Below are 23,850 nucleotides of genomic sequence, written 5' to 3' on the forward strand. Positions count from 1 at the left end.
TCAAGCCTTATGTTGAGAGATCACAAATTCAAGTTCATCGGCGTCGAATGCCAGCAGCTCGTAATCGAGGATGACGCTGGCGAGCGCGCACAGGGTTGGGTTGGCAAAAACGTCCATGAGCGGCACGTCGACATCCCACGCTTGCCGGATGCGGGCGATCAGCTGCATCACCAGCAGGGAATGGCCACCGAGTTCGAAGAAGTGGTCATGCCGCCCTACCCGTTCCAGCCGCAACAGCTCGGCCCAGATGCGGGCCAGCGCCGCCTCGGTTTCGCCCTTGGGCGCGGTGTAGGCGCGTTGCGCATAGGCCGCGACTTCCGGCGCCGGCAGCGCCTTGCGATCGAGTTTGCCGTTCGCGCTCAGGGGCAAGGCGTCGAGCACGATGCAGGCCGCCGGCACCATGTAGTCGGGCAGTTGGCGCGCCAGCGCGGCGCGCAGCGCCTGCGGATCGGCTGCGCCAGCCACGTAGGCCACCAGGCGCTGGTCGCCCGGACTGTCTTCGCGCGCCAGAACCACCACTTCGCGCACGCCGTCCTGGCGCGCAAGGTGCGCTTCGATTTCGCCCAGTTCGATGCGCTGGCCACGGATCTTGACCTGATGGTCGGTGCGGCCCAGGAATTCGACAGTGCCGTCGGCCAGCCAGCGTCCCAGGTCGCCGGTCTTGTACATGCGCGCGCCCGGCTTGCCGGCGAACGGATCGGCCACGAAGCGCTCGCGCGTCAGTTCGTCGCGGTGCAGGTAACCGCGCGCCACCTGCACGCCGCCGATGTGGATTTCGCCCGCCACCCCGGCCGGCACCGGCTCGCCATGGCGGTCGAGCAGGTAGATCGTGGTGTTGGCGATCGGCCGGCCGATGGGAATGTTGTCGGGCAGGTCGCTCCCCTCGCAGTGCCAGGCGGTGACGTCGACCGCCGCTTCGGTTGGGCCGTACAGGTTATGCAGTTCCGTCCGCGGCAGGCATTGCACGAAGCGTCGCGCCAGGGCGCCGGGCAAGGCTTCTCCGCTGCACATGACGCGCCGAAGCTGCGCGCAGCCTTCGGCGGCGCCGCTGTCGACGAATGCCTGCAGCATCGACGGCACGAAGTGCGCAGTGGTGATGGCGTGGCGCCTGATGGTGTCGGCCAGGTAGGCCGGGTCCTTGTGGCCGCCGGGACGGGCCATCACCAGGCGCGCGCCCTGCATCAGCGGCCAGAAAAACTCCCAAACCGACACGTCGAAGCTGAACGGGGTCTTTTGCAGCACCGCGTCGGCGGCATCGATGCGGTAGGCGTCCTGCATCCACAGCAGCCGGTTGACCACCCCGGCATGCTCGTTCATGACACCCTTGGGCTGGCCGGTGGAACCGGAGGTGTAGATCACATAAGCCAGGTGCGCGGGCGTCAGGCCCAACTGGGCCGGGGCCAGGTTCGTCGTCGGCATCGCTTGCCATGGGCGCTCAGCGCAATCGAGCAGCACGGCCGGCACCTCGGCAGGCAGGTCGATGCCGGCCTGCGTCAGCAGCACGACTGGCGCGCTGTCGGCCAGCATGAAGGCCAGGCGCGCGGACGGATAGGCCGGGTCGAGCGGGACGTAGGCGGCGCCCGCCTTGAGCACCGCCAGGATGGCGACGACCATCTCCAGGCTGCGCTCCAGGCACAGGGCAACGCGCTGCTCGGGGCCGGCGCCGTGCGTGCGCAGGTAATGCGCAAGCTGGTTGGCTTTGTCGTTCAGTTCACGGCAGGTCAGGCGGCTCTCGTCCAATTCCACGGCAACCGCGTGCGGCGTTGCCCGCGCCTGTTCTTCGATGAACTCGTGGATGCACAGGTCTTGCCGGTAGTCGCGCCGGGTGCGGTTCCAGCCGCGCAGTACCTGTGCGCGCTCTACGTCCGACAGGATGTCGATGCGGTCGATGGCGCAGCTGTCGTCGTTCGCCATCCCGGCGAGCAGCAGCCTGAAACAGCCCAGGTGGCGCTCGACGGTAGCGCGATCGAACAGCGCGCTGGCAAACGTCATCCAGCCGACGATGGCACCATCGCACTCTTCCAGGTCGAGCGACAGGTCGACCGTGGCGCTCGGGTGCTCCAGGATGATTTCCTCTGTATGCACGCCATCGAGCGACGCTGCTGCCTGCGGCGTATTCTGCCACGCGAACATCAGCTGGAAAATCGGGCTGTGCGACAGGGTGCGCTGCGGCTTCAGGGCTTCGACCACCTGCTCGAACGGCACGTCCTGATGGCTTTGCCCCTGCAGGACGCACTCGCGCGCCTGGGCCAGCAAGGCGCCGACGCTTGGGCCGCCGCTCAGGTCCAGGCGCAGTGCCAGGGTGTTGGCGAAAAAGCCGATCAGCGGTTCGAGTTCGACGCGGCCGCGATTGGCAACCGGTGAGCCGATCACCACCTCCTCCTGCCCCGCCAGGCGGGCGCACAGGGCGCCCCATGCCGCCAGCAGGGTCATGAACACGGTGGTGCCGTGCTTTTGCGACAAGGTCTTAAGGGCGCTGGCCAGCTCGCGCTCGATCCGCACGGGCACGCTCTGGCCCGCATAGTCTTGTACGGTGGGGCGTGGCCGGTCGGTCGGCAGCGTGATAAGACCTGGCGCACCGGCCAGTTGCCGCTGCCAATAGGCCAGCTGGATGCGTTGCACCGCCCCGTCCAGCCACTGGCGCTGCCAGAGCGCGTAGTCGGCATACTGCAGCGACAGTGCCGGCAGGTCGTCGCCGCGATACAGCGCACCCAATTCGGCGGCCAGCACGCCCATGGACCAGCCGTCGGCGGCCATGTGGTGCATGGTCAGCAGCAGGCAGTGGTCGTGTACCCCCAGCCGCAGCAGGCGGCCGCGGATCGGGGAACCATGGGCCAGGTCGAACGGCGCCAGCGCTTCGTGCCGGCTCCAGCGCGCGATCGCTGCGTCACCGGTTTCCCCGGCGTCGCGCAGGTCGTGGCAAATGAGCGTGAAGGCGCCAGCGGGCGCGATGTCCTGCACCGGGTGGCCGTCGACCATGCCGACACGGGTGCGCAGCACCTCATGGCGCCGGATGATGGCGTCGAGCGCAGCCTGCAAGGCAGCCGTGTCGAGCGCGCCGCGCAGGCGCAGGCCGCGCAGCATGTGGTAGGCGGCAGCGGCGCGCTCGCTCATCTGCGAGATGAACCACAGGCGCTGCTGCGCGAACGACAGCGGCGCCATGGCAGGGCGCCGGCCGGGAACGATGGCCGGCAAGGTGCTGGCGGCCGATGCGCTGACCAGCATGGCGAAGGAGCGCAGCACCGGTTTGGCGAACAGCGCGGCCAGCGGCACTTCGAGGCCAAGGCGCTGGCGCAGGCGCGACGTCATCTGCACGGCCAGCAGCGAGTGCCCTCCCAGGTCGAAAAAGTGGTCGTTGCGCCCCACCCGTTCGACCTGCAGCAGTTCGGACCACAGTTCGGCGAGCGCGCCCTCGACCGGCCCTTGCGGCGCGGCGTACTCGCTGTGCGCGAACGCCGCGCCCTGCGGTGCCGGCAGGGCCTTGCGATCGAGTTTGCCGTTGGGCGTGAGCGGCAGGGACGCCAGCGGTACGTACGCCGCCGGTACCATGTGCTCGGGCAGAACGCCGGCGAGCGCGTGATGCAGGGCGCCGGCATCGAAACGCACGCCAGTGGCAACCACGTAGGCGACCAGGCGCTTGTCGCCGCGTCCATCATCGCGTGCCAGTACCACAGCCTCGCGCACGCCGGGCAGGCGCCCCAGCTGCGCTTCGATTTCGCCCAGCTCGATGCGAAAGCCACGGATCTTTACTTGCTGGTCGTTGCGGCCCAAGAATTCCATTGCGCCGTCGGGCAGCCGGCGGCCCATGTCGCCGGTCTTGTACAGGCGCGCGCCGGGCGCGCCGCCGAACGGGTCTGGCACGAAACGCTGCGCGGTCAGGTCGGGGCGATTGAGGTAGCCGCGTGCCACGCCGGCGCCGCCGACGTAAATCTCTCCGGGCACGCCGGCAATCACTGGCTCGCCATGGGCGTCGAGCAGATACAGTTGCAGGTCGGGGATCGCGTGCCCGATCGGGCTGGCCTCGCGCCGGCCGGCCAGGTCGGCCGGCACGATGGGCCGATACGTCACGTGGATCGTGGTTTCGGTGATGCCGTACATATTGACCAGCTGCGTGGCGGCGGCATCGCTGCGCGCGAACCAGCGCGCCAGGCTTCCCACCTCCAGCGCTTCGCCGCCGAAGATGACGTGGCGCAGGCGGTGCGGCTGCGCTCCTTGCTGGTCCATCACCTGCAGGAAGGCGCTCGGGGTCTGGTTAAGTACCGTGACGCCGCGTTCGCACAGCAAGGCGTAAAAAGCTCGCGGGTTACGCGTGGTGAGGTAGGGCACGACCACCAGATGGCCGCCATGCAGCAGCGCCCCCCACAGCTCCCACACCGAAAAATCGAAAGCAAAGGAGTGAAACAGGGTCCACACGTCGGATGGGCCGAAGCCGAACCACGGCTGGGTGGCGCTGAACAGGCGCGCGACGTTGCCGTGTTCGACCATCACGCCCTTGGGCTGGCCGGTAGAGCCGGAGGTGTAGATGACGTAGGCCAGGCTGCGCGGCGTGGCGCCGGTAAGCGCGTGGTCCGGGTTGTGCGGGGAAAGCGATTGCCATGGCTGCGCGTCGCCGTCGATGGCGAGCACGCTGACCCCGTCCGGAACGACGCCGCCGGCCTGGGCCAACATCAGCAATGGCGCGCTGTCATGGACCATGTAGGCCAGCCGCTCGGCCGGATAGGCTGGGTCCATCGGAACGTAGGCGGCGCCGGCCTTGAGCACGGCGAGAATGGCGACGACCATGTCCAGGCCGCGCTCCATGCAGATGGCGATGCGCTGCTCCGGGCCCGCTCCCAGGGTACGGAGATGATGCGCCAGGCGGTTGGCCTGTTCGTTCAAGGCCGCGTAGGTGAGACAGTGATCCTCGTACGTCACCGCCACCGACTGCGGCGTGCGCGCGGCCTGCCGCTCGAACAGGTGGTGGATGCAGTGCTCCTGGGCGGGCACCGGCGTGACCTGGGCAGGCTCTTGGCGGCGCTCGTCGGCGTCGGCGATGGCGATGCGCCACGCCGGCGTTTGCGGCGCCTGTTCGAGTGCGTCGACCATGCCTTCGAGCGCGCGCTGGAGGTAACGGCAGATACGGGCGGCATCGACCGGGCGCGCGATCTGCACGCTCAGGTCGAAGTTTTCGCCCAGGTCGTCCACCGACAGGCCAAAAGGATAGTTGGTGCGCTCGTGCGCCGCCAGCATCTCGATGCCGCTGCGCCAGCCGGAATCGTCGTTGCGGTCGATCCGCTCGTTGGCGCTGTGGCGGTAATTGAGCAAGGCGGTAAACAGAGGCACGCTGTTGGGCAGCGCGCTGCAGCGCTGGGCCAGGGCCAGGGGCGCGTGCTCGTGCTCCATCAAGCCGGCCAGCAGCGCGTGGGTCTGGCGTACGCCATCGTGCACGCTTACCTCACCCAGCATGACGCGCAGGGGCAGCGTGTTGATGAACAGGCCCATGGCGCGGTCGGCGCCGGCGCCACCTTGCATGCGGCCGAACAGCACGGTGCCGAAAACCGCCTCGTCGCGCCCCGTGGTCTTGGCCAGCACCTGGGCCCAGGCCCAGTGAAACAGGCTGGCCGCGCTGACGCCGGCCGCCCGGGCCTGCCGCCGCAAGCGCTGCGCCAGGGCCGGGGGCAGCTGCGCCCGGACTTCCTCGATGTTGCCGCCGTCGCCCTTGATGTCGGTCAGGCCGAACGGCGCGGTTGGCTCGTCGACGTCGCCCAGCATTTGGCGGAAGAACGCTTCGTGGTCGCGCGCCCTGCCCTCCCGGCGCGCCTCGGCGACGAAATCGCGGAACGGGACCGGTTCGGGCAGCGCGTCCGCGCGCCCGGCCTGGATCAGTCCCATTTCCTGGAACATGATGTCGAGGGTGGTGTGATCGAGGATCATGTGATGCATCAGCAGTTGCAGCATCCAGCTTTGCGATGGCTCGTCGAAGGCGGCGAAGCCGTGCAGCAGCGGTGCCTGGCGCACGTCGAGGCGGAAATGCAGCGGATCGGCCACGGCGCGCAGTTGCGCGGCGGTGTCGCCCGGCCCCAGGGCCGGCGTATCGACGGTGAACCGCGCATGGCGCCACACCACCTGTACCGGTTCGTCCAGCCCTTCCCACAGCACGGCGGTACGCAGCACGTCGTGGCGCTCGATGACCTGCTCCAGCGCCGCCACGAAGCCGTCCATGCGCGCGCGCGCGTCGAACGCCATCGTCGCCGACGACAGATAGGGGTCGCCCTCGGTCTGCAGCAGATGGTGGAACAGGATGCCTTCCTGTAGCGGCGCGACCGGATAGATGTCCTGGATATTGGCCATTCCACCCGGTACCGTGCGGGCGATGCGCTCGATCTGGCCGGCGTCGAGCTTCACAAGGGGCAGCATGGCGGGCGTGATCGCGGCGCAGCCGGCCGGAATGGCATTCGCAGGTACCGCCGCGGTGACGTTCCCCTGGCCGGCAGCATCGACCGCGCGCGCCAGCGCGGCCAGCGTCGGCTGCGAGAACAGGGTGCGGATGTCGGCGGCCAGGTTCTGGCGCCGCATCCGCTCCATCAGCTGCACGGCCAGCAGCGAGTGGCCGCCGAGTTCGAAGAAGTGGTCGTGGCGGCCGACCCGGTCGAGCCGGAGCAGCTCGGCCCAGATCGCGGCGAGCGCGGTTTCGGTCGCGCCTTGCGGCGCCTCATAGGCACGCTGGGCATACGCCGAGCCGTCCGGCGCGGGTAGCGCCTTGCGGTCCAGTTTTCCGTTGGGGGTGAGCGGCATGGCTTCCAGCAGCACATAGGCTGCCGGCACCATATGGATGGGCAGCTGGCGCGCCAGGGCGTCGCGCACGGCCTGCGGGTCGACGTCGCCAACCAAGTAGGCGACCAGGCGCTGCTCGCCCGGGCTGTCTTCGCGCGCCAGCACCACCGCTTCGCGCACGCCGTCGTGGCCACTGATATGCGTTTCGATTTCGCCCAGTTCGATGCGCAGGCCGCGAATCTTGACCTGATGGTCGTTACGGCCCAAGAATTCGATGCTGCCGCCGTCGAGCCAGCGCGCCATGTCGCCGGTCCGGTACATGCGCGCATGGGGCGCGCCCGCGAACGGATCGGCCAGGAAGCGCTCTTCGGTCAACTGCGGCTGGTTCAGGTAGCCGCGCGCCACGCTGGCGCCGCCGATGTACATTTCGCCGGCCACGCCCGGTGGCACCGGCCGTCCATGCCGGTCGAGCAGATAGATGCTGGTGTTGGCGATCGGACGGCCGATGTGGATCACCGGGTCCCCCGGAACAAGGCGTCCCGATGTGGCCACCACGGTCGATTCGGTCGGACCGTAATTGTTGACGACCTCGAACGGCAGATCGGCAGCGGGAGCCTTGAGCAGGCGGTCGCCGCCGATCAGCAGGGTTCTCAAACGCTCGTTGCCCTTGCGCTCGCGGCGCAATGCCACGTCGGCCAAGGCGGTGACCAGGAAGCTGTTGTGCAGGTCCTGCCGCTCCCACCAGTCGAGCAGCGCGACCGGATCGCCTGCGGCGCCGGGTGGCGCCAGGGCCAGCACGGCGCCCATGCACAGGGGCGGCCAGACTTCCCAGGTGCAGGCGTCGAAGGCAATGCCCGCACTGCTCGAGGCCCGTTCGCCGGCGGCCAGCGGAAAGCTGCCGGTATGCCAGCCAACCAGGTTGGCCAGGTTGCGGTGTTCGACCATGACGCCTTTCGGCTTGCCGGTCGAGCCGGACGTGTAGATCACGTAAGCGAGGTGCGATGGCGTGAGGCTGCTCGAGGCGCGCCCGGGATTGGCCGCGCTGGCGTCGGCCCACGGCACGAACGCCGCATCGAGTTCGAGTACCGTGGCCGTCATGAGGGCGCGGCAGGCCGGCAGCCGTTCCTGCACCGATGCCTGGGTGAGCACCACCTTCGGACGGCAGTCGTCGAGCATGAAAGCGAGGCGCTCGGATGGATAGTGCGGGTCGAGCGGCACGTAGGCGCCGCCGGCCTTCACCGTGGCGAGCATGCAGACCACCAGCGTCACGCCGCGCTCCAGGGCCAGCGCAACACGCGTGTCCGGCCGCACGCCGAGGCGAAGAAGGTGATGGGCCAGGCGGTTGGCACGCTCGTTCAGGTCGCGGTAGCTGAGCGCTTCTCCGTCCGCCTCAAGGGCGATCGCCGCGGGCGATTGCGCCGCGCGCAGTTCGACCAGTTCATGCACGAACGAGGCGCCGACCTCGCGCCGGGTGTCATTCCAGGTGCGCAGCACTTCATGGCGCTGGGCGGCGTTCATCACATCGATGCGCGATGCCGGTGTTTGCGGTGCGTGTTCCAGCGCTTCGGCGATCTGTTCGAGCGCCGTATACATATAGTCGCAAATCCGGTCCGCCGGCACCGGCAGCGCGATCAGGGTACTGAGCCGGAAATCGTGTTCCAGGTCGTCGACGCGCAAGCTGAATGGGTAGTTGCTCAGCTCCTGCACCGGCTCCATTGCAATGCCCTCGCCCCAGCAAACCGTATCAAGCCCGACGCCGTGGCGGTAGTTCAGCAGCGACGAAAACAAGGGCGTGCCGTTCGGAAGCGCGCTGCAGCGCTGGGCCAGGGCCAGCGACGCATCTTCGTGCATGACCAGACGGGCCAGGGCCGCGTGGGTGCCGCGCACGCTCTCCACAACACTGGTGTCGCCCAGGCGGATGCGCAGCGGCAGCGTATTGACGAACAGGCCCATGGCACGGCCGGCGTCGGCCCCGCCTTGCATGCGCCCGTACAGGACCGTGCCGAAGACGATGTCGTCACGCCCCGTGCCGCGCGCCAGTACCTGTGCCCATGCCGCGTGAAACAGGCTGGCCGGGCTGACGCCGAGCGCCCTGGCGTGGCCTCGCAGGCGTTGCGACAGGCTTGCGCCGAGCATGCGTTCGGCTTCGCGGATGGTGCTGCCGTCGCCGCGCACGTCGGCCAGGCCGAAAGGCGTGGTCGGCTCGTCGACGTCACCGAGCATGTTGCGGTAAAAGGCTTCGTGCGCGGCCGCCCTGCCCGCCTGGCGCGAACGCGCGATAAAATCGCGGAACGGGGCTGGCGGCGGCAAGGATTGCGCGCCGCCGCCCTGGATGGCGGCCACCTCGCGCAACAGCAGGGCCAGCGTGGCGTGATCGACCACCATGTGGTGCAGCAGCAGCTGCAGCAGCCAGCACTGCCGGTCGGCGTCGAAGGCGGCAAAGGCGCGCATCAGCGGCGCCTGGCGCACATCGAGCCGCAAGCGTCGCGGGTCGGTATGGGCGGCCAGGCCGGCTGCCGCCTCGCCCTGCGCAAACGTGAGTACCTGCACGTCGAGCGGTGCGCTGCGCCAGACCACCTGCACCGGTTCCGCCAACCCTTCCCACACGACGGCGGTGCGCAGCGCGTCATGGCGGACGACGACCTGCTGCAGCGCCTGCACGAAACCGTCCATGCGCTGGCGCGAATCGAAGGACCAGGCGGCCAGCAGCAGATAGGGATCGCCTTCGGTCTGCATCAGGTGGTGAAACAGGATCCCTTCCTGCAGCGGCGCCAGCGGGTAGATATCCTGGATGTTGGCCGCGCCGCCGGGTACCGCCGCGGCGATCCGATCGATCTGTTGCGCGTCAAGTTCGATCAACGGCAGCATGGCGGGGGTGATGCTGGCGCAGCCGGGGGCAATGGCGTTCGGCGCGACCGGCGCGTCGGCGCGGCACCGTTGCCCATGTTCCACCGCCAGGGCCAGGGCGGCGATGGTCGGCTGGGCGAACAAGGTGCGGATATCGGCGGCGAGCGCCTCGGCGCGCATGCGTTCCATCAGTTCGACCGCCAGCAGCGAGTGGCCACCGAGCTCGAAGAAGTGGTCCTCGCGCCCCACCGGCCCGCATTGCAGCAGGTCGGCCCAGATGGCGGCCAGTGCCTGTTCGAGCGGGCCTTGCGGCGCCGCGTACGGGCGCTGCGCAAAGGCGGACGCCCCGGGAGCCGGCAGCAGCTTGCGGTCGATTTTTCCGTTGGGGGTGAGCGGCAGCGCGTCGAGCGGCACGCATGCGGCGGGGACCATGTAGGCCGGCAGCGCGCGCGCGAGCGCAGTGCGCACCGCGCGCGCGTCGGCCGTGCCGGTGATATAGGCCACCAGGCGCGCATCGCCCGGACTATCTTCGCGCGCCAGCACCACCGCTTCGCGCACGCCGGGCTGGCATGCCAGCTGCGCTTCGATTTCGCCAAGTTCGATGCGCAGCCCGCGGATCTTGACCTGGTCGTCGTTGCGGCCCAAAAATTCGATGGTGCCGTCCTCCTGCCAGCGCGCCAGGTCGCCGCTCCTGTACATCCGTGCATCGGGCCCGCCCGCGAACGGGTCGGCCAGGAAGCGCTGCTCGGTCAGGCGCGGCTGGTTCAGGTAGCCGCGCGCCACGCCGGCGCCGCCGATGTACATCTCGCCGGCTATCCCCACCGGAACCGGCTGGCCATGGCGGTCGAGCAGATAGATGCTGGTGTTGGCAATGGGGCGGCCGATGTGGATGACCGCGTCGCCGGCAAGAATGCGGCCGGACGTGGCGACCACGGTGGTTTCGGTCGGCCCGTAGTTGTTCACGAGTTCGAAGTCGATATCGGCGGCGGGCGCCCTGGCCAGGCGGTCGCCGCCGACCAGCAAGGTGCGCAGCGGCCTGGCGGCGCGCGCATCGCGCTTCATGGCGATATCGGCCAGCGCGGTCACCAGGAAGCTGGTGTGCAGGTCCTGCTGGTTCCACCAGTCCAGCAATGCGAGGGGGTCGCCCGCGGCATCGGCCGGCGCCAGCGCCAGTACGGCGCCCATGCACAATGGCGGCCAGACTTCCCAGGTACAGGCGTCGAAGGCGATGCCGGCGGTACTCGAAGCGCGTTCGCCGGGGGCCAGCGGAAACGTTTCGCAGTGCCAGCCGATCAGATTGACCAGGTTGCGGTGTTCGACCATCACGCCTTTCGGCTGCCCGGTGGAGCCGGAGGTATAGATGACGTAGGCCAGGTGCGATGGAGCCAGGCCGCTCATGGCGCGCGCAAGGTCGCCGCAGGGCTGTTCCTGCCACGGCGGCAGCGGCGAGTCGAGTGCGAGTACGGTCATTGAGGCCGTCGGCTCGATGCCGTCCAACAGGCGCGACTGGGTCAGCAACACCGCCGCGCCGCTGTCGGCCAGCATCCAGGCGATGCGCGCTCGCGGATAAGCCGGGTCGAGCGGCACATAGGCGCCGCCGGCCTTGAGCACGGCGAGCATGGCGATGACCATGTCCGCACCGCGCTCCAGGTAGAGGGCAACGGTCGCATCGGGCGCCACTCCCAGGGTGCGCAGGTGGTGCGCCAGCTGGTTGGCGCGCGCGTTGAGGGCGCCGTAGCTCAAGGCGCCGGCGCCGGACTCGATCGCGATGGCATCGGGCGCGCCGTGCGCCTGGCGTTCGACGAGCTGGTGGACGCAGGCGTCTTGCGGGTAGTGGCGCGCGGTGGCGTTGAAGCCGGCGAGCACGCGGCGGCGTTCCGCAGCGCCCAGCAGCGGCAATGCGGACAATGCCGATGGGGTGCCGGCGGCCACTGCCTCGATCACGACGGCAAGCGCGCGTTGCAGCGCCGCGACATACGGGTAGGCCAGTACCTGCCTGTTCCAGTGAAAATCGAGTCGCGTGTCGGCTGCGCCGCCCTGGACGACTACTGCCAGCGCGGCATGTTCCAGGCCGTGGCCGAAGAACGCCAGGCCGTCTTCGCCAGCCTCGGACGCGGCGTCGTCCACGCACAGGACCACGTCGGCCAGGCGCTGCGCCCCATCCGCGCGCCAGGCAAGACGCGAGAGCGGGTAGCGCTCATGCGCCACGCATAGCCCCACTTCGTCCGTTACGCGGCGCATGTTGTGGGCGAAGGTGTCGTCGTCGCGCAATTGAATGGTCACCGGGATGACCGTTGAGAAGCGGCCAAGCGCGCGCTGGTGTTGCCGTTCGAGGCCGATGACGACCGTGCCGTCGGCCGCCTGCATGCGGTCGAACCAGGTGGCGAGCGCCGTCAATAACACATCGGTCAAGGTGCAGGCATGCTCGCTTGCGGTCGCTTCAAGCCGCGCACGCAGCGCCGGCACGATGTGCCACGACACCGTGTTTGCCGCATTGTTGTCGGACGCACGGGCGTGTGGCGCGAACAGCAGAGCTGGCGGTACGGGAAAACGCTCTTGCCAGAAGGCCTGGTCGCGCGCGCAGGCGGCCGAGGCCAGATAGGCGTCGTCCGCGCGCAACTGGTCGAGCAAGGGGTGCGGGGCCGGGGCGAGGAGCTGCCCGGCATCGACAATGGCACGATGGAGCAGCAGCCGGGCGGCGCTGTCGCAAACAAGAGGATGGCAGCGAAATACCCACGTGCCGTCGTGCGGGCCGGACCGCACCAGCAGCAACTCCCAGAGCAGGCTGCCGTCCAGGGCGAAAGGCGCACTCTTCGCCTCTTCTATATAGTGCGCCGCGCGTTGCGCGCTGTCGGCGTGGCCCGACAGATCGACAATACGCAGTGGCGCTTCGGCCGCCGGCAGGATATGCGGAACGGGAATGTCGTCGTCCACGCCGCCCGCCCGGACCAGCACCATGCGCAAGGCATCGTGCTGGTCGAGAAGGCGCTGGAGAACGGCGCGCAGGTCCGACGGATCGCATGGCCGCGTTACCGGACAAACCCATCCGCCGCTGCAGGAACCGCGATCGGCCAGATGCGCCAGGCTGGACCAGACTGCTTCCTGTGCGATCGAAAACCGTGCGGCCAACATGGCTGCGGGATAATCGGTATGCGTGTCTCCACTCGTCCGTTTCATTCCATTCCTCCGAAGTTGATGCTCGGCAGCAAACTGTCTGCCTTTACAATGTCGTTATTAACTTGGGCAAGGCTGAGTACGGGCACCATTCATATCGGATAAGTGGTCGGCGATAATCATGACAAGGCGTGCGGAGCGATTATCGAGAGACGACTCTGCCGCGACCTCGGCGTTGTTAACCGATGCCATTTCCCGTAATTGCATTATATTTATTTTTATTAACTAAAATTGCGGTTTTATGATCGTTGCCACTGCTCCGATGGCTTGCTGGCGTGTCTTTTCCCACCCCGCGCGCGGTGTGCCCCCTGCATGCGCAAGGTGATTGTTTTATTGAAAATTGTTCTTGCTAGGTGTGCCCGGCAAGGGAATCACAGCGGCTACACGTGTGACTGGCCAAGGAAGGCGGCGGATCGGGAAGACGGGTATCTCTGGAGGTTCGATATTTTATAAGCCACGACATAAACTCATATCCTATGCAGGTGCATTGAGAAGCGTAAATATTCGTATTTCCCGGCGGCATAGCTATCAGCTCGCACAGGCAGAACAGTAAAGCAATTATCACGGTTTGTCATTTTCTTTTTTTAATATGCAAATTGCATAAAAATTAATTCAATGAAATGAATATGACGATAAAAAAGAAGTATTTGCCATATATAAAGTGGAATTATCTTTTTACTGAGCAGCATCGATTAAACGCAGGAAATTTTTCTTGTATCCAGGGAGATGGGGAATATGGCATCGGGTCTGAATTGGCTGTGGCCAAGCGCAAGCCAGCGTCGCGCGGGGGCGGTACAGGTATGCCGGCTATTCGCCGGCGGGAACTGGCTGCGCGATGAAGGGCATGTTGGATGTGCGGATGGCGCCAGCCGCATTCGACGATCGGGTCGAACGGGCGGACCCGGGCGCCAGAGGGCACCCGGCTGCGTCACCTGGACGAGGCGCTGCAAGTGGCAGGCAGCCATCCTGAGGTGCAAGGTGGCACGCGCCAGGCCGATGGAGCGCGGTATCGTACCTGCAGGGCGTCACCTGCGCGTCATGCGGCGCTTATTTCGGCTGGCGATTCAAGGTGTCGTCCCCGGAGGCGGGCGCGACATCAGGGAGTTTTCTAATGTCTCGCATCCAGGTACGCCCGCCATCGGCACTCGAGAATATGCGAACGTCCCGATCGATATAAAGCAGTACGGATTTTTTCACGACCATCCTGGTACTTTTCAACGGAGTTTCCGCTAGCAAATCTGTCCAGGTCCGCCCCCCGTCCTTCGAATGCCTGATACGTGAGCTGGTGACAAATGCCCCGCCGACATGACAGAGCGACCATGCTTCATTCTTGTTAAGCATCGCGAAGTCGTGCACGATGGATACAAAGCCGCCGCAGGCATTATCAAGTTTGCTCCAGCTTGCTCCCTCATCGTGAGAAAGGTGGGGCTTCTGAAAAAAGCCGGTGGCATACACTGACTCACCGTTGCTGCCAATCTCTTGAACCTCCTGCGGCACACGGGACACCGTCCATGTCCGTGTCGCCAAATCGAGGGAATGTATTTCCTTGCCCGGAAGGATCAAAAGATACTTCCCATTGTGAATCGCGGCCCGGCTTGGCATATTTACATGCGGTAGAATGCCCATCCCCTGCAGATTTGCAAGTTCACCCCATCGGCTACCGGGAGCGTTCATTCGACTGTGCAAAGATATTTTTCCCTGAGCAACACTCATCACGAACAGTTCCCCATTGACTTCGGTCACATGCGCGACCAGGCCGTTCTCAATCGGGATGTCCACATCCACCCAAGTAAGACCGCCGTCTGTCGACTGCTTGAGCATGCCCTCTTCCCCGCCCACCGTGATGTGCATGCGGCTTCTCGCATACAGGGCAGTGATCTCGCGCGGGTCATCCAGGTCGATATTGCTCCACTCACCCGACCTGCTACGCAACAGCAATTGCCCCAGATTGCTACCGACGAGTAGCTCGCCGTCCGGCAATTCCTGGGCTGCATTCAAAGAGTAAGTGCTCGTTTTGGAAAGCATGACACGGAGTGCGGGATCCTTCGCATCTTCCCAGGCAATGCGTTTTTCGGTCTCGGCCATCTGGTTGACCATGCTTCCAATCAGCGCCCCGGCTATACCGTACTGCAAGGACATCGGGATTGCCTGGCCGGAAGCACCCACGCCTGGCGTCGCGACTTTGCGCCATCCGATCACTGTGGTGTCGCTGAGGTCTTTCGCCAGCGCTGGAAATTCCTTTGACAGGGTACGGGCGAGATCGACCTGTTTATCATAAGTAACGAAAGTCGCCTTTCCTTCGCCGATCGGCTGGTAGATCAGCGTTCCCAGGTTGGTCAATGCCCCCGGCCGTACCGCGAAGTCGAACCCCGGCCCTATCTCGGGCTTACTTTGCAGGCCAACGATGCGTTGCAAGCGATAATTTCCTTCAGGAAGATAGCCGGCGAAGATCTTCGATGTATGCCGGCTATGCGACACCTTCAGTTCCAGCTTGAATTCCTTGTCCATACCCGAAAGGACACTGAGGTGTGTCCAGCTATGAGCTTGCGTATCTGGCGTGTTGGCAAACACACGGATCGCCACGAATCCTTGATGCTGAGAGACATTATTTCCCCCTTCCGTTGCGGCGGCAGAAGCCGAGGCGCAACAAGCGGCCAACCACAGCAATGCGATCAGTTGTTTCATTCTGTTCTTTCTTTCAGTAGTCGTCGCTGACAAACCCAAGACCAACACATGCGGCCAGGTCAAGAATACTCCTGGCTATCGGTGGCGCATTTACCGATAAAACTTGACCCGCGTTCATGGTTTCCGTGATGAAAGTAAAGCTGCCTCGATTGATGACCGCGACATGCATCCAACATCCGGCTCGCCCAGAAATGTTTTCCGTACTTTTTCCGTACACAATGAAAAAGGGGCTGACGATCTCTCGCAAGCCCTTGATTTCATTAACATCCTTGATTGGCAGTGCATGTTTCGAATGTATCGCCGCGGTAAGAATAGAACATCCCACAATGCTCCGCCATAGGAACGGGTAGTCGTTTCAAGCTCTCATGGTTAATGCAGAGCACGCTATCATCACATACGGATACCCCATTTCCCCCAAATTGTGAGGCTCGGCGTCCACACGGGGGCTGATGGTCTCGCAGGAACATGCGGCGACGCCGATCGCTATCATTGTCGACATCGTGATGTTGCGCGCGCTGTGCGCCACTATTTTCAAAGCGCGACCCAGGCGCTAACCCGAGTGCGGTATGTAAACGACACCCTGAGAGATTGGGGCGGATGGAATGGTCACAGCAGCGTGCGCGGGCGCGTGAAATCATGGCTCGACCGCAGCGGATGCCGAGGCAATCGAGGCGGTCGGGTCAGGGCCGCTTCAACTGGCCGATGACGCTCGCCACTTTCGTCGTGATCACGTCGATTGCCGGGCCATTAGCGCCGTGAGGCAAAATGACGTCGGCGTGACGCTTGGTCGGCTCGATGAACTGCTTGTGCATCGGCCGCACTGTTTCCAGGTACTGGCCGACCACGCTTTCAACCGAACGGCCACGTTCGGTAATATCCCTTTGCATGCGGCGGATGAAGCGGACATCGGGAGCGGTGTCGACGAAGATCTTCAGCGACATCATTTTGCGCAGGTCCGCGTCATACAAGGCAAACAGGCCTTCGATCACGATGACCGGGGCAGGTTTGACTGGAATGGTTTTGTCGGAGCGGTTGTCGATCGTGAAGTCGTACTCCGGCATCTCGATCGGCTCGCCATTACGCAAGGCCTGGATGTGCTGTACCAGCAGTGGCCAGTCGAATGCCTGCGGATGGTCGTAATTCTGCTTGCGGCGCACTTCGGGAGTGAGATCGGTTTGGTCGCAGTAGTAGTCGTCCTGCATCACGACCGACACCATATCGGCACCGAACGAAGCCAGTACTTGCTGGGTCACCGTTGACTTGCCACTGCCGCTTCCGCCAGCGACACCAATGACAAACGGAGGGGAAGAAATCTTGTTCATCCCCGAATGATACCGGAGCGGCGCTCGAACTGACAGGGTAAAGGGCTGAAGCTGGCTCATTATGTTTCAAAAGACAGCCTTTGACAGCAGGAGGACAAGACCTGTTGGGCAGCGGAATGTCGCAGGTTTTGCTTATTTGTCGTAGTTCTGACTTGATCTGACAAAGGCCTTGCCACAGCAATTGACGGGAACCCGGCCCCGGCATGGATGAGTCTGCAAATGCATGGACGCTGGAGGACGCCGACTTTTGGCAGTACGAACTTCCTCCCGCATCTTGATTGAATCGCTGGGCACGGACCGGCTGATCGCCTGCAGCGCACCCGCAGGACGGCATCCACGTGATGGACGACTCGATCGCTGAGCGTTCGCCATTGCCGTATGGGCGCTGTCTCGGGCAACCGAAGGCGCCCGCGGGTATGGCTTACCGGCCGGTCATGCGGGCGCCACGGCGGCGCGTGCAGCGCGTTGCTAGGTCTTGCTGCAGCTTAGGCGCACGGAGGCAAACTCATCGAAAAATCCCAGCTTCCTACTGATGTCCGGAACTTTCTGTCCAGGCTTGAACTGCGCGACCTGATCGCGGAATTGCTCGTTGTCGAACACCGTCATGGTGGCCTTGGGCCCCAGTTCGACGCTGTCGACCCTGTCGTCCCAGTTCAGGCCGAACGGGCCGCTCATGTCGGCAATCGAAACCGGTCCGGTCAGGGTCAGCGTGTCGCCGCTGTAGTCAGTGCCGGAATAGACCCGGGCCCAGCAGCCGGATTTCATGGCATTTTCTCTCGGGGCCACGTCGACAGGCACCAGCATGAATACCGTGGCCGGCACCGATGCCCGGCCTGCCGCAGCGCCTTTTTGCCCCTGGCCGGTGGCCCCGGCAGTGCCGCCTTGTGCAGTCGCGCCCGTCTGTTTTCCGGTGTCGCCCGCCTGGCCCGTCCCGACCATGCCGTCGGCCATGCCGAGTGCGGGGACGGCTGCCAGCATGGCCAGCATGGTGAATCGACAGATGTGTTTTGCGTACATGATGTCCTCCGATATGAATGTGAATGCGGTGTCCGGCAACTCCATGGATGCTGCTGGCACCTTGGCGTTGGACGACGATCTTGCCTATCTAGTTCCAAGGCAGGCTGGGCAAGAAGGACGCGGCGCCCGGCACGCATCAGGTTTGAGTTATCTCAAACGCAGGCCAATCGGACCGCTGCACGTTTGGCGCGCACCTGTCCCAGGCCGCGCAAGGCCCTATGCTCATCGCGTGTGTGCAAAATCCGACACCCCGGCGCCTGAGTCCACCGTTTCATCGTGGCGGCGCGTGCGGCTCACCGCTTTCAGGAAAAACTGGCATGTCCATGGCAAGCACGTCGTTCAACCCTCGGCCGCTCCCGCTGGCCCAATGGTGCGCGGGCATCTCGATGGCCGCCGTCGCGGCATGGGCGGGGGCCGCATACGAGGTCGAACTGGCCGCGCCCGCGCCGCTGAAGGAGTTGCTGTCCGAGCACCTCGACCTGGTTCGCTACCGCGACCGCGACGATATCAACCCGCAGCTGCTCGCCTTCATGATCGACGCGGCCCCCGCACAGGTACGCCAACTGGCCGCGACCGAGGGCTATTTTTCACCGCGGACCTCGGTCACGCGCGAGCGCCGCGGCGCCACCGACACCATCAACCTGACAGTGCAACCGGGGCCGCGCACGCTTGTCGCCAGCGTGGACCTCGCCGTGCGCGGCCCTGCGGCCGAGCGCTCCCCGGACCAGGTAGCGCGGCTGCATCGCCACTGGAGCCTGCCGCCCGGCACCCCTTTCAGGCAGCCGGCCTGGGCCGACGCCAAGCAGGACGCCCTGCGCACGCTGCGCCAGCGCCGCTACGCGGCCGCCCGCATTGCCGGCTCCCGGGCGGCGATCAACGCCGATGAGCATCAGGCACGCCTGCATGTCACCTACGACAGCGGCCCGCCCTTCACCTTCGGCGCGGTCACGGTCAGCGGCGCCGTCCGCTACCCGGAAACCATCGTCGCCAATGTCAACCCCTTGCGCGTGGGCGAGCAATACAGCGCGGCACGCCTGATCGAATTTCAACGCCAGTTGCTGCGCCTGCCCTACTACAGCAACGTCGTCATCGACATGGAGCGCGACCCGGCCGCCGCCCAGGGCGCGCCGGTGCACGTCCGGGTGAGCGAATTTCCCCTGCAACGGATTCGCGGCGGCATCGGATACACGACCGATACCGGCGCCAGCGTGTCGGCGCGCCATTCCCACAACAGCGTGCTGCGTCCGGCGCTGGTGCTCGACACCGAGCTGATCGTCGAGCAACGGCGCCAGCTGGGCCGCCTGGAACTGGCGCTGGCGCCGCGCCCCGGCGGCTTTGTCGACAGCGCGCGCCTGTCGGCCGAACGCACCCGGCTCGAAGGCATCGACCAGCGCTCGCGGCGCGCCGGGGTGCAGCGCGCGCGCCACGGCGAGCGGCGCGACACCTTGTACGCCCTGACCTATTACCGCGACCGCCTTGAGCGCCTCAATCAAGCGCCCCTGCCGGCCGACGTCATCATCGAACCGGGCGACCACCAGGCCAGCGTCGCCTCGGTCGAGAAGACCTGGCGCCAGGTCGATGACCTTGTTTTTCCCCGCTCGGGGTACGTCATGTCGGCCCACGCCGGGGCCGCGCTGAAAGGGTTGCTGACCGATCAGAGCTTCGTGCGCGGCTATCTCCGGGTCCAGGCGTACCGCCCGCTGCGCCCGCGCGACCTGGTCTTGCTGCGCGCCGAACTCGGCCTGCTCGCCACCAAAGGCGGCAACGGCGCCATTCCCGCCTCGCTGCTGTTTCGTGGCGGGGGAACCGATTCGGTGCGCGGCTACGCGTATCAAAGCATCGGCAACCTGCGCGAGGGCACGGTCTACCCTGCCCGCTCCTTGCTCACCGCCAGCGCCGAATACCAGTACTGGTTTCGCCCCAGCTGGGGCGCGGCCCTGTTCTACGACACCGGCATGGCCGCCGACCGCTGGCGCGAGCGCAGCTGGTTCCACGGCGCCGGCGCCGGCGTGCGCTGGCGCACGCCTGTCGGCAGGGTGCGCGCCGACCTGGCATACGGCTTTCGCGACCGCCAGCTGCGCCCGCACCTGTCGCTGGGCGTGGCGTTTTAGGGGGCGGCCATGACCTCCTCCACCAGGCATCGATGGCCCAGGGCCGGCCGCGCGGCGCTGTGGCTGGCGGCCGCGCTGGGCGCGATATTGCTGCTGCTGGCCGCGGCGGGGCTGTTCCTTCTCACCACCGAAAGCGGCGCACGCCTGGCATGGCGCAGCGCGGTGCAGCACGTCCCCGGAAAACTGTCGGGCCAGCTTGTGGGCGGCACGCTCGATCGCGGCCTGGCGCTGCGCAACGTCGTGTACGCCGACAAGGGATTGCGCATCGCCATCGACCGCCTCGAAACACGGTGGGAACTGCTGCGCGGCCCGCTGGCCCTGCACGTCGTCTACGCGCGCGCCGGCCGCGTCGACCTGAGCATGGCGGGCGGCGACCGGCGCCCGCCTGCGCTCCCGGCGCGGCTGACCCTGCCGTTGGCGTTGCGGGTCGATCTGGTAACGCTCGATCTGCTGGCGCTGCACCGTGATGAAGCAACCGGGCAGATTGCCGACGTCAGGCTGCACGGCGGCTCGACCGGGGTCTTGCACACACTGATGCTCGACAGCGCCACCACGGCCTACGGCAAGGCATCGGCCACGCTCACCCTGAACGGCTTGCCACCGTTTGCCGTGACCGGCGGCGCCCTCCTCGGCGCTGCCCACGCCGGCAAGCCCTACCGTGTCAACGCCGCCCTGGAAGGCACGCTGGCCGCGCCGGATCTCCGGCTGCGTGTGGATGGCGCGCAACTGGACGCCGAGGCGCAGATTGTGCTGGCCCCGTTTTCGGCCCGGACGCTCAGGAGCGTGCAAGCGAACGTGCGCCGTCTCGATCCCTCCCGGATCCGGCCGCAATGGCCGCGGGCCGACATCTCGGCGCACATATCGCTGGGGCCGGCCGGCACGGCCGCCGCCAGCGGCAACGCCGGCCTGGCCGGCAGCGTGCGCCTGGACAACCGCCAGGCCGGCGCGCTCGATCACGGTCTGATCCCGATCACCGGGGCGCGCGCCACGCTCGCCATCGGCGCCGATCGCAGCGTCATCTCCCTGACCGAGGCACGCCTGAGCGGCGGCGCACGGTTGACAGGAAGCGCCACGCTCGATCAGCGCGGCCATGGACCGTTGCGCCTGCAGGTGCGAGAGCTCGACCTGCGGGAAATCCACACCGGCCTGACCGCCACCAGCCTGGCCGGCACGCTGCAGGCGCAATTGCGCGAGAAGACCCAGCTGGCCGAACTGGCGCTGAGCCAGGCCACGCTCAGGATCGGCGCCGAGCTGCTTGTCACCGCAACTGCTGTCGAACTGCGCAAGGCGCAGCTAAGCACGGGAAAATCCCGTCTCGATCTGGCCGGCACGCTCGAGCGCGGGGAGCGGCGGGCGTTTACCGCCAGCGCCAGCCTGGCCAACTTCGACCCGCAGGCAGTGTGGTTCGCATTGGCGCCGCGCGAATCGCGCACGGCGGCGAAGGATGTGCCGGCGGCACGCGTCAACGCCGACTTGCGCGTGGCCGGACACATGGCGCCGCAACTGGCGGCACGCCTGACCTTCCGCCTCGCCGACAGCCGCTACGGTGGCTTGCCGATGCGTGGCGCCGGGTCGCTGACCCTGGCCCCGGCAGGGCGCATCGGCGGCGATGCCCGCATCGAGATTGCCGGCAATGTTGCCAAAGTAAGCGGATGGCTCGGCCGGCCGGACGACACGCTTCGCTTCGCGATCGACGCACCGTCGCTGCACCGGCTTGGATACGGCGTTGGCGGCGCCCTGGACGCGAGCGGCACCATCGGCGGCGCACTGCGCGATCCGCTCATCGATGCCCGCCTGACCGGCCGCGCGCTCGCTGTCGGACCGTATCGCGCGGCGCGCATCAACGCGCGCGCACGCGGCCTGAGCCTGTCGCAATGGCGCGCGCGCCAGCCGGTTTCGCTGGTGCTCGATGGCCAGGGCATACGCAGCGCCAACGCCGCCATCGGCACGGCCTCGGCGCGCATCGAGGGCAGCTATGGCAAGCACACCGTCGCGGCGCGCATCGAGGGCAAGGTGGGGGGGCAGCCGGTGCGGCTCACGCTGCGCGGGCACGGCGGACTCGGGCATGGCCCGCAAGGACCGGTATGGAACGGACTGATCACCGCTGTCGACAACGCCACGGCACCACGCATCCGGCTCGCCGCTCCCGTCGCGCTGACGCTCGCCCCGCGCCGCATCGCGCTCGGCGCATTGCGCCTGCGGGTTGCCGGCGCCACCGTCAAGATCGATGAATTCCTGCTTGCCGACGCGCGCCTGCGCACCGCCGGATCGGTCAGCGGCCTCCATCTGGGCCATCTGCTGGCCTTGCGCGAACAGTTCACCGGCCAGCGTGCCCCCGTGTCGAGCGACATGCTGCTCGACGGCCGATGGGCGCTCGCATGGAGCGCCGCCGACAGCGAGGGCATGTTGCGCGTGCAACGGGTCGGCGGCGACGTGCGCACCGGCGCCGGCGTGGCGCTGGGGGTCGACGCATTGACGCTCGAGGCACGGCTGCGGGATGACCGCCTGGCGCTGGCCGCCACGCTCGGAACCCGGCGTTACGGCAGTCTCGCCGGCGAGGGGCAGGTCCTGCTGCGGCGCGCGCCCGGCCAGCTCGCGCCGCTTCCCGGCTCGCCCGTCAGCGGCACGCTGCGCGCGGCGCTGCCGCAACTGCAATCCTTCGCCGCGCTCGCGGGGCCCCGGATCCGGATCTCGGGCAGCGCCCGGGCGGCGCTGACCATCGGCGGAACGCTGGCCGATATCCGCCTCGGTGGCAGCGTGACGGCGCAAGCGCTGGGCCTGACGCTGTTCGACTACGGACTGCGCCTGCGCGATGGCAGCGTGCGCCTGACGCTGGCCGACGATATCGTGCGCATCGACCGCGCGGTATTTTACGGCGGCAACGGCACGCTGGTGGCGACGGGCAGTTTCGGGCTCGACGGGCAGGCCGCGGGCCCCGGCCTGCTCCTCGTTGCGCGGAAGCTGCAGGTACTGGGCGGACCGGACGGCTCGCTCATCCTGTCCGGAACGGCCGGCGTCGAGCGCGACGGTGCCGCCACGCGCATCGACGGCGCTGTCGTTGTCGACAGCGCCCGCATGCGCTTTCCCGACGTGGCCGCACCCAGGCTGGGCGACGACGTCGTCGTCACGCGCGCCGGCCAGGTCGAGCGTGCCGGGCCGTCCCCGCCGTGGGCCGGGCCGGCTGCCCGGCTCGGCCCATGGATCGTCCTCAGGATCGGCCTCGGGGACGACTTTCGCTTTACCGGCGGCGGCGCCGACATGCTGCTCGCCGGCCAGCTGACCGTCAGGCGCACGCCGGCCGCGCCATTGAGCGTCAACGGCACCGTTCGGGTGGTCGAGGGCAGCTACGAGGCCTTCGGCACCGAACTGGCAATCGAGCGGGGCATCATTAATTTCCAGGGGCCACCGGATAACCCCAGCGTCAACATCCATGCCTTTCGCCGCGGCGACGAGATCGAAACCGGGGTCGTCGTGACCGGTACGGTGCAGCAGCCGCGCGTGCAGCTCGTCTCGGAACCGGACGTGAGCGAGGCCGAGAAATTGTCCTGGCTCGTCTTCGGCCGCGGCGGCGGCGGCGGCGCGGGCCAGGCCGGTGCCGCTGCCCAGGCCGCGGGCATCGGACTGTTAAACCGCTTCATCGGCACGCCGGCAGCGTCCGGCCTTGGTCTCGACGAGTTCGGAATAGGATCGAGTTCCCTCGGCGCCCAGGGCGGCCAGGTGATAAATATCGGCAAGGAAATATCTGACCGGCTGTATCTCGCTTACGAACAAAGCATCACCGGCGGCGGCGGCGTCCTCATGCTAACGTACGAACTGAGCCAGTTCTGGTCCGCCGTGCTGTACGGCGGCACGGTATCGGGACTGGAGCTGTCCTACAGCCGCCGATTTGACCGTCTTGGGCGCAAGCCGGCCATCCGGCCCCCACCTTAACGCCTCGAAGA

The 23,850-nt window shown here is 66.7% G+C and carries 7 protein-coding genes; 3 read left to right on the forward strand and 4 right to left on the reverse strand.

Annotated features, from left to right (window positions below):
- Nucleotides 1-12,777 carry a non-ribosomal peptide synthetase gene (locus RBA41_RS20325; RefSeq protein WP_306626076.1) on the reverse strand — a complete coding sequence of 4,259 codons (12,777 nt, stop codon included), beginning with the start codon at nucleotides 12,775-12,777 and terminating at the stop codon, nucleotides 1-3.
- Nucleotides 12,778-13,400: 623 nt separating this feature from the next.
- On the opposite strand from RBA41_RS20325, the gene RBA41_RS20330 reads away from it, so the two are divergent.
- Nucleotides 13,401-13,613: a hypothetical protein gene (locus tag RBA41_RS20330; protein WP_306626077.1), complete on the forward strand. Its 213-nt coding sequence runs from the start codon at nucleotides 13,401-13,403 to the stop codon at nucleotides 13,611-13,613.
- 208 nt (nucleotides 13,614-13,821) lie between these two features.
- Here RBA41_RS20330 and RBA41_RS20335 read toward each other — a convergent pair whose 3' ends face one another.
- From RBA41_RS20335 to RBA41_RS20345, 3 genes are all read right to left on the reverse strand, one after another.
- Complete coding sequence (locus RBA41_RS20335; protein WP_306626078.1) at nucleotides 13,822-15,459, reverse strand: WD40/YVTN/BNR-like repeat-containing protein; 1,638 nt, start codon at nucleotides 15,457-15,459, stop codon at nucleotides 13,822-13,824.
- A gap of 680 nt (nucleotides 15,460-16,139) precedes the next feature.
- Nucleotides 16,140-16,841, reverse strand: coding sequence for a uridine kinase (gene udk, locus RBA41_RS20340; RefSeq protein WP_306626079.1), 702 nt, complete (start codon nucleotides 16,839-16,841; stop codon nucleotides 16,140-16,142).
- A 408-nt stretch (nucleotides 16,842-17,249) separates the two neighbouring features.
- Nucleotides 17,250-17,843, reverse strand: coding sequence for a beta/gamma crystallin domain-containing protein (locus tag RBA41_RS20345; RefSeq protein ID WP_306626080.1), 594 nt, complete (start codon nucleotides 17,841-17,843; stop codon nucleotides 17,250-17,252).
- 272 nt (nucleotides 17,844-18,115) lie between these two features.
- Between RBA41_RS20345 and RBA41_RS20350 the strand changes: the two genes are divergently transcribed.
- On the forward strand, nucleotides 18,116-19,909 hold the full coding sequence (locus RBA41_RS20350; RefSeq protein WP_306626081.1) for an autotransporter assembly complex protein TamA: 1,794 nt from the start codon (nucleotides 18,116-18,118) through the stop codon (nucleotides 19,907-19,909).
- 9 nt (nucleotides 19,910-19,918) lie between these two features.
- On the forward strand, nucleotides 19,919-23,839 hold the full coding sequence (locus RBA41_RS20355) for a translocation/assembly module TamB domain-containing protein (protein WP_306626082.1): 3,921 nt from the start codon (nucleotides 19,919-19,921) through the stop codon (nucleotides 23,837-23,839).
- Nucleotides 23,840-23,850: the final 11 nt, after the last annotated feature.

Source organism: Massilia scottii (genome assembly GCF_030846495.1).
Taxonomy (GTDB): domain Bacteria; phylum Pseudomonadota; class Gammaproteobacteria; order Burkholderiales; family Burkholderiaceae_D; genus Telluria_A; species Telluria_A violaceinigra.